This is a genomic window from Pseudomonas sp. 43NM1 (assembly GCF_002836905.1).
Classification (GTDB): domain Bacteria; phylum Pseudomonadota; class Gammaproteobacteria; order Pseudomonadales; family Pseudomonadaceae; genus Aquipseudomonas; species Aquipseudomonas prosekii.
In genome coordinates, this window is record NZ_MKGS01000186.1 from 21,332 (window position 1) to 28,800 (window position 7,469).

General features: G+C 59.7%; 6 protein-coding genes and 1 pseudogene. 6 read left to right on the forward strand and 1 reads right to left on the reverse strand.

All coding sequences use genetic code 11. The features are described from left to right. Positions 1–13: 13 nt before the first annotated feature. Positions 14–2,791, forward strand: coding sequence for a DNA polymerase I (polA, locus tag BI292_RS24440; protein ID WP_101209496.1), 2,778 nt, complete (start codon positions 14–16; stop codon positions 2,789–2,791). Positions 2,792–3,101: 310 nt separating this feature from the next. Here the strand turns inward: polA and yihA are convergent, their stop codons facing one another. Next, the gene (yihA, locus tag BI292_RS24445) at positions 3,102–3,743 is read right to left on the reverse strand and encodes a ribosome biogenesis GTP-binding protein YihA/YsxC (RefSeq protein ID WP_092275538.1); all 642 of its coding nucleotides are present in this window, start codon (positions 3,741–3,743) and stop codon (positions 3,102–3,104) included. A 191-nt stretch (positions 3,744–3,934) separates the two neighbouring features. Between yihA and BI292_RS24450 the strand changes: the two genes are divergently transcribed. From BI292_RS24450 to BI292_RS24475, 5 genes and pseudogenes are all read left to right on the forward strand, one after another. Beyond that, positions 3,935–4,225: a cytochrome c5 family protein gene (locus BI292_RS24450; RefSeq protein ID WP_008002190.1), complete on the forward strand. Its 291-nt coding sequence runs from the start codon at positions 3,935–3,937 to the stop codon at positions 4,223–4,225. A gap of 46 nt (positions 4,226–4,271) precedes the next feature. Then, positions 4,272–4,883, forward strand: a complete 612-nt coding sequence (locus tag BI292_RS24455; protein WP_092275541.1) for a cytochrome c — start codon at positions 4,272–4,274, stop codon at positions 4,881–4,883. Between the two features lie 212 nt (positions 4,884–5,095). Beyond that, positions 5,096–5,737: a thiol:disulfide interchange protein DsbA/DsbL gene (locus BI292_RS24465; protein WP_092275548.1), complete on the forward strand. Its 642-nt coding sequence runs from the start codon at positions 5,096–5,098 to the stop codon at positions 5,735–5,737. Between the two features lie 14 nt (positions 5,738–5,751). Continuing rightward, entirely contained in the window at positions 5,752–6,630 is an 879-nt protein-coding gene (locus BI292_RS24470) for an endonuclease/exonuclease/phosphatase family protein (protein ID WP_092275551.1), read from the forward strand. Continuing rightward, a pseudogene (locus BI292_RS24475) lies at positions 6,627–7,469 on the forward strand (hypothetical protein); the annotation flags it as partial. The gene BI292_RS24470 and the pseudogene BI292_RS24475, both read left to right, overlap by 4 nt.

The window sequence follows — 7,469 nt, forward strand, 5'->3', positions numbered from 1 at the left end:
GTTGATCGTGCTCATGAGCCAAGCCCCCCTCGTCCTGGTGGACGGTTCTTCTTACCTCTATCGCGCCTTTCACGCGCTGCCACCGCTGACCACCTCCCGAGGCCTGCCGACCGGCGCGGTCAAAGGTGTGCTGAACATGCTCAAGAGTCTGCGCAAGCAGTACCCGGAAAGCCCGTTCGCGGTGGTTTTCGACGCCAAGGGCGGGACGTTTCGTGACGAAATGTTCGCCGAATACAAGGCCAACCGCCCAAGCATGCCCGACGACATGCGCGTGCAAATCGAGCCGCTGCACCAAAGCGTGATGGCCCTCGGTTTCCCGTTGCTGTGCGTCGAAGGCGTCGAGGCCGATGACGTGATCGGCACGCTGGCCCGCAGCAGCGCGGCCGCCGACCGCCCAGTGGTGATTTCCACTGGCGACAAGGACATGGCGCAACTGGTCGACGGGCACATTACCTTGGTCAACACCATGACCGGTAGCGCGCTGGACGTGGAGGGCGTGAAGGAGAAATTCGGCGTCGCTCCCGAGCAGATCATCGATTATCTGGCGCTGATGGGCGATTCGTCCGACAACATTCCGGGCGTTCCGGGCATCGGCCCGAAAACCGCTTCCGGCCTGCTGGTCGGGGTCAACGGCGGCCTGACCGAGCTCTACGCGCAGCTCGACATCGTCCCGACCCTGCCGATTCGCGGCGCCAAAACCCTGGCCGCCAAGCTTGAAGAGCACAAGGAGATGGCGTTTCTCTCCTATCGTCTGGCAACCATCAAGATCGACGTGCCGCTCGACATCGGCCTCGATGACCTGCAGATGGGCGAACCGGATCACGACAAACTCGCCGAGCTGTACACGTTGCTGGAGTTCAAGAGCTGGTTCGAAGACAACCAGCGCGACGCCAAACGCTCCGGCCAGCAAGTCGCCGCGCCGGTTGCGCTGGAAGAACCCGCCGCTGCTGCCGCCGAGATCAACTACACGACCATTCTCACCCAGGCCGATTTCGACCTTTGGCTGAAGAAGCTGCAAGACGCCAAACTGTTCGCCTTCGACACCGAAACCACCGGCATCGACGCGCAAAAAGCGCAATTGGTCGGGTTGTCGTTTGCCGTCCAGGCCTACGAAGCGGCCTACATTCCGCTGACGCATTCCTACATGGGCGCGCCGGAACAGTTGGATCGCGACACGGTGTTGCGCGCGCTGAAACCGATCCTTGAAGACCCAAGCAAACTCAAGGTCGGCCAGCACGCCAAGTTCGACATGAACATCCTCGCCAACTGCGCAATCGGCGGCGATCAGAGCTGTGGCATCAGCGTGCAAGGCATCGCCTTCGACACCATGCTCGAATCCTATGTGCTGGATTCCACCGCGACCCGCCACGACATGGACAGCCTGGCGCTCAAGTACCTGAATCACACCACCACCGGTTTTACCGACATCGCCGGCAAAGGCGCGAAGCAGCTGACGTTCGATCAGATTCCGTTGGAGCTGGCCGGGCCGTACGCCGCCGAAGATGCCGACATCACGCTGCGTCTGCACCAGACCCTGCAAGCCAAACTCAACGCGATCCCGAGTTTGAGCAACGTCCTCAGCGACATCGAAATGCCGCTGGTGCCGGTGCTGGCGCGGATCGAGCGCCAGGGTGCGCTGGTTGATGCCGACTTGTTGGGCATCCAGAGCATTGAGCTCGGGAAGAAAATGGTCGAGCTGGAGCGCGAGGCTTATGTCCTCGCCGGCGAAGAATTCAACCTCGGTTCACCGAAGCAACTGGGCGCGATTCTGTACGACAAACTGGGCCTGCCGATCCTCAGCAAAACCGCCAAGGGCCAGGCATCGACCGCTGAAGCGGTGCTCGCGGAACTCGCCGAGCAGGATTTCCAGCTGCCAAAAGTGCTGATGCAATACCGCTCGATGAGCAAGCTGAAAAGCACCTACACCGACCGCTTGCCTGAGCAGATCAACGCGCGCACGAAGCGCGTGCACACTTCGTATCATCAAGCCGTGGCGGCCACCGGGCGTTTGTCGTCCAGCGATCCGAACCTGCAGAACATCCCGATCCGAACGGCCGAAGGTCGGCGGATTCGTCAGGCGTTCGTCGCACCGAAAGGCTACAAACTGCTGGCGGCGGACTATTCGCAAATTGAACTGCGAATCATGGCGCACCTGGCCAAGGACGAAGGCTTGCTGCACGCCTTCCGCAACGACCTGGACGTGCACAAAGCCACGGCGGCGGAAGTGTTTGGCGTTGAGCTAGCCGACGTCACCACCGATCAGCGGCGCAGCGCCAAGGCGATCAACTTCGGCCTGATCTACGGCATGAGCGCGTTTGGCCTGGCCAAGCAGATTGGCGTCGATCGCAAGCAGTCCCAGGCGTATATCGACCGTTATTTCGCGCGTTATCCGGGTGTGCTGGCGTACATGGAACGCACGCGCAATCAGGCGGCCGAGCAGGGTTTCGTCGAAACCATTTTCGGCCGGCGCCTGTACCTGCCGGACATCAACGCGAAGAACCCGTCGCTGCGCAAAGGCGCCGAGCGCACGGCGATCAACGCGCCGATGCAAGGCACTGCGGCGGACATCATCAAGAAAGCCATGGTGGCGGTGGATAACTGGCTGACGGCCTCGGGCCTGGACGCCAAGGTGATCCTGCAAGTGCACGATGAATTGGTGCTTGAAGTGCGCGAGGACCTGGTGGATCAGGTGCGCGACGAGATCCGCGCGCACATGAGCGACGCGGTGAAGCTGGACGTGCCACTGCTGGTCGAAGTCGGGGTTGGCAATAACTGGGATGAGGCTCATTGAGCCGTTTGAATAGGGGGATTTCTGCTGCGGCATAGTGCCGCGGCAGAAAGGTCATCGAAGGGCGCTCGTTAAATGGGGCTTAGCTCAAAAAGTGTTTCCGGTTATTCCAAAGGCATTGAAAAAAATTCTGAACTAATCTGCCAAATTGCCACTCAGAGATTCTGAATGGCTGGTGAAGCCCTTCGATGCTCCTATGTTGTGTTAAGTGTTGGCAGATATCTGGACCCCGCCCTAACGGTCCGGAACTTGAACCCCGGAACTTCCCCCTCCCCATACGAAGTCCGGGGTTTTTTTTGCCCGCGAGAAAGCCTTACTCGGCAATCTCGGCGCCCTTGTCCGCCAATTCCATCCAGCCCGCCAGTACAGTGTAGGCGTCTTCCAGGCCCAGGCGTTTCGGCGCGGAGAACAGCTGGATGGTGATGGTATCGCCCCAACCTTTACGGATATCGGCCTGAACCTTGAGCAGGACATTTTTCGCTGCGCCGTAGGTCAGCTTGTCAGCCTTGGTCAACAGAATGTGCATCGGCATGCCGCTGGCGACTGCCCAATCGAGCATCAGCAGGTCGAAATCGGTCATTGGATGACGGATGTCCATCATCAGGATCAGACCTTTCAAACTCTCGCGACCACCCAGATAAGCTTCCAGATGACGCTGCCAGTGCAGCTTCAACGGGATCGGTACTTTCGCGTAACCGTAACCCGGAAGGTCGACCAGACGACGATCATCGTCTAGCTTGAAGAAGTTCAAGAGTTGCGTGCGACCCGGAGTTTTCGAGGTCCGCGCCAGGCTGGCGTGAGTCAAAGTGTTCAGCGCGCTGGATTTACCGGCGTTGGAACGACCGGCGAAGGCGACTTCAAAGCCTTCGTCGTCCGGGCATTGGTCGACTTTGGCAGCGCTGAGCATGAAGGTGGACTGTTGGCACAGGCCAAGGATGGGGTTCTTGAGTTGCATGGGATTTCCGATGTGGGCGGCGCCGGGAATGGACGCGGCAAGCGGTGTCGTTTCCGTTTCAGTAGCGCCAGTATATAATGCCGCAGATTTTGTGTGCGCTTTGTCCCAGCGTAGGATGAAGTTCACGAGAGCGATTGACCTTGATTGCGCATTAGAACGCAGAACGCTCTCTACCCTGAAAAGGTCGTTTTATGACGAAATGGCTGCTAGCTGCCGGTGTCTTGATGCCGCTTTACAGCGCTCAGGCTACACAGGATCCGGAAGCTGTGTACAACCGTGTTTGTGGAGCCTGTCATTCCGGCCAACTCCCGATGGCGCCGAAAAAGGGCGATCAGGAAGCTTGGACGCCGAGGTTGGCGAAAGGTATGGAGACGCTGGTGCAACACGTGACCCAGGGTTTCAAGGCGATGCCGCCGCGTGGTTTGTGCATGGACTGCAGTGCCGAGGATTACCAAGCCATCATCCTTTGGATGAGCGAGTAAGCCCGGCCCATAACTCTTTAACCCTTAGCCGTAGTTGGATTAGCTGATGAACAAATTGATCGTGAGTCTGCTGTTGACCGTGGGGATCTCCGGCGTAGCCCATGCTGCAGGTGACGCAACAGCTGGCCAGGCGAAAGCCGCAGTCTGTGGCGCCTGTCATGGCCCGGATGGCAACAGCATGGCGCCAAACTTTCCGAAACTGGCAGGTCAGGGCGAGCGTTATCTGAACAAGCAGTTGCACGACATCAAGTCCGGCAAGCGCACGGTACTGGAAATGACCGGCCTGCTGACCAACCTGAGCGATCAGGACCTGGCCGATATCGCCGCCTACTTCGCCAGCCAGAAAGGCAGCGTCGGCGCCGCCGACCCGAAAGTCGTGGCTCGCGGTGAAGCGCTGTTCCGTGGTGGCGACCTGGCCAAGGGCCTGCCGGCCTGTACCGGTTGCCACTCGCCAAACGGCTCGGGCAACGCCGCCGCCGGTTTCCCGCACCTGGGTGGCCAGCACGCTCAATACATCGCCAAGCAGCTGACCGATTTCCGCAAGGAAGAAGGTGGCCGCGCCAACGACGGCGACACCAAAACCATGCAGACCATCGCCAAACGGCTGAGCGACGAAGATATCGCCGCCGTCTCCAGCTACATTCAGGGTCTGCACTAAGCGCTGGCTCAGGCGTTGTGGATCGAGCATTGCGGGGGACGGACATCCCCTGCAACGTTAACGCTCGATTAATCCGACGCTGCAAGCATAAAAAGGGTGGCTTTGGCCGCCCTTTTTTGTGGCCGCTGCCGTTACACTACAGAACTCAAGCCCGCCATGGCCTGTCTGAAAACAGGTCGCGCGAGGCGACCCCATTTGTCCAGGAGTAAAGCATGCGTAATCTGATCATCAGCGCCGCACTCGTCGCTGCCAGCCTGTTCGGCGTGACTGCTCAAGCCGCTGAAGCACCCGCCGCACCTTACGTCGAATTGACCAACGCTGTTCCGGTTGCTGTCCCTGGCAAGATCGAAGTCGTGGAGCTGTTCTGGTATGGCTGCCCGCATTGCTATGCTTTTGAACCGGTGATCAATCCATGGGTTGAGAAACTGCCTTCCGACGTGAATTTCGTGCGCATTCCTGCCCTGTTTGGCGGCCCATGGGATGCCCACGGTCAAATGTTCCTGACCCTGCAAAGCATGGGTGTCGAGCACAAGGTTCACGCCGCCGTGTTCGAAGCGATCCAGAAGCAACACAAGAAATTGGTCACGCCTGAAGAAATGGCAGAATTCCTCGCCACTCAGGGCATCGACAAGGACAAGTTCCTCGCGACCTTCAATTCCTTCGCAATCAAAGGTCAGATGACCAAAGCGAAAGAATTGGCGAAGAAATACGAAATCAGCGGCGTTCCAACGCTGATCGTCAACGGCAAGTACCGCTTTGACGTCGGCTCCGCTGGCGGTGCCGAAAACGCTCTGAAACTGGCCGATAAACTGGTCGACCAAGAGCGAGCGGCTACCAAGGCTGCCGCCAACTAAGGCCGGGCCTCGCCATGCGCCGCTGGGGTACTGAACGCGTTGTTGGCCTGCACGAGCCGCGGGTCAATACGCATCATCTGGAATCAACGGGCTTGCCCGCAGACAGTCGTCTGCGTTTGCTCAGTTTCAATATCCAGGTCGGCATCAGTACCGAGCGGTATCGGCACTACCTGACCCGTGGCTGGCAACACCTGTTGCCGCACACCGGGCGTGCCGACAACCTGCAAAAGATCGGCAACCTGCTCGGCGACTTCGATCTGGTCGCCTTGCAGGAAGCCGATGGCGGCAGCCTGCGTTCAGGCTACGTCAATCAAGTCGAACACCTGGCCCAGCTCGGGGCCTTCCCGTACTGGTATCAACAACTCAATCGCAACCTCGGTCGCCTCGGCCAGCACAGCAATGGCGTGCTCAGCCGCCTGCGCCCGTGGGCGATTGAAGATCATCCGCTGCCGGGGCCGAAGGGTCGCGGAGCAATTCTGGTGCGCTTTGGCGAAGGTCCGGAAGCGCTGATCGTGGTGATGATGCACCTGGCGCTCGGCGCTCGTACCCGCAGCATGCAATTGGCCTATATCCGCGAATTGATCGGCGGCTACAAACACCAGATTCTGATGGGCGACATGAACACCCACGCCAGCGACTTGCTGCAAAACTCGCCGCTGCGTGACCTCGGCCTGTTGGCACCGCAACTCGAAGCGACCTTCCCCAGCTGGCGTCCACAACGCTGCCTGGACCACATTCTGCTAAGCCCGACCCTGACCCTGGAAAGAGTCGAAGTGCTGGCACAACCGATTTCCGATCACCTGCCCGTCGCGGTAGAGATTCGTTTGCCGGGTTCGCTCACGGCCGATTCATTACCCGCGTTGAGACCTGACCCTCGCGGACCCGATGAATGAGCGACGAAGCACAGCGCTGGAAAGAGAAATACCTCAAGAGCATCGAACAACAGGAAAAACTCGAGCGTCGCTGGGACGCCCGACTCGACCTGTTGCGCCGTGGGCTGGTGCGCAGCACATTGGCTGCCGAAGGTACCGACCGCGCTGTCGACTTGTGCATGAAGGAAATGCGCGAAGTAGTGCGCACCGATGACATGGACGCAGGCCTCGCCGCCCTTCTGCCACGCCTGGAAAAAGCCGTGCTCGACTCCGAGCAGCGCCGCGAAACCCGGGTCGATCAAGTCAGCGCCGCGCTGAATGCGCTGGTCTCGCAGTTGCAGGCATTGCCATTGCCGCGAGAAGTCAGCAAACCGCTCAAGGCCTTCGCCAAACAACTCGACGCCCGTGTCGGCCAGGCCCGTGAGATTCCCTTGCTGCTCAGCGAACTGAGCGGCCTGCAAGGCAAAGCCCTGCACCAACTGGAAAACCCTACCGAACCTGGTCGTCCGGGTTTGTTGCAGCGGTTGTTTGGTAGCCGCGAGGCAGAGGAATCGGCAGCACAAGACGTTGCGCCGGCAGTGCAGGCAGTGCAGGCACCGATACAACCAGCGCCCGCGCCAGTGGTCGAGGCGCCAATTGTCCAGGTTGAAAAGCCAGCACCCGTCGCGCCGCAAACTGTTGCACCGGTAATTGAGCAACCGGCTACTGAAACACCCATTCTGCAAGCACCAGTCCCTGAAACACCCGTTCATGCAGCACCGCTCCCGGAAGTCGTGGCATTCGCCCCACCGGTACTGGAGCCGCAAGTCGAAAGCGCTCCCATCGCGCAGTCAGCTCCCGAACTACCTCAAGCGCAAGTC